This window comes from Acidovorax sp. KPB24-07 (genome assembly GCF_057543315.1).
This window is the reverse complement of sequence record NZ_BAAJYS010000811.1, coordinates 1-827: the sequence shown is the minus strand read 5'-3', so window position 1 is coordinate 827 and position 827 is coordinate 1. Positions and strand designations below refer to the sequence as shown.

Genomic DNA, 827 nt, shown 5'->3' with positions numbered 1-827 from the left:
CTCGACCAACTCCAGGCTGTGGGTGGGCACCAGCGTGACTGCGCGACGGCCGCCCGGGCGCGTGGCCCGATCGCCCCGCGCGCTGCAGCAGCCGCGCGATGCCCTTGGCCGAGCCGATCTGCAGCACGCGCTCCACGGGCAGGAAGTCCACGCCCAGGTCCAGGCTGGAGGTACACACCACCGCCCGCAGGCGCCCTTCCTTGAGCCCGGCCTCGACCCATTCGCGCACGCCGCGGTCCAGCGAGCCGTGGTGGATGGCCAGCTCGCCCGCCCAGTCGGGCCGCGCGTCGAGAATGGCCTTGTACCAGACCTCGGCCTGCGAGCGCACGTTGACGAAGACCAGCGTGGTGCGCGTGCCGGCCAGCTCGCGCACCACGGCGGGCAGCATCGACAGGCCCAGGTGGCCGGCCCACGAAAAGCGCTCGGGGTGGTCGGGCAGCAGCGTGTCCACCACCAGGCGCTTGTCCACCCGGCCCTGCACCAGCACGCCCTCGCCAGAGCCGCCTTCCTGCCGGCCCGGTGCCTGGCCCAGCAGCGTGTGCATGGCTTCCTCCAGGTTGCCGAGCGTGGCCGACATGCCCCACACGCGCAGCGCCGGGTTCCAGCCCTGCAGCCGGGCGATGGCCAGCTGCACCTGCACCCCGCGCTTGTTGCCCAGCAACTCGTGCCATTCGTCGGCCACCACCAGCTGCACGGACGACAGCACCTCGCGCGCATCGCCGCGCGCCAGTAGCAGCGACAGGCTCTCGGGCGTAGTCACCAGCACCGTGGGCAGGCGCCGCGACTGCGCGCTGCGCTCGCCGCTGGCGGTATCGCCCGTGCGCGCG

General features: G+C 73.4%; 1 pseudogene. It reads right to left on the bottom strand.

Features of this window, described 5'->3' with window-relative positions:
- A pseudogene (locus tag AC27IQ_RS25995) lies at positions 1-827 on the bottom strand (helicase-related protein); the annotation flags it as partial.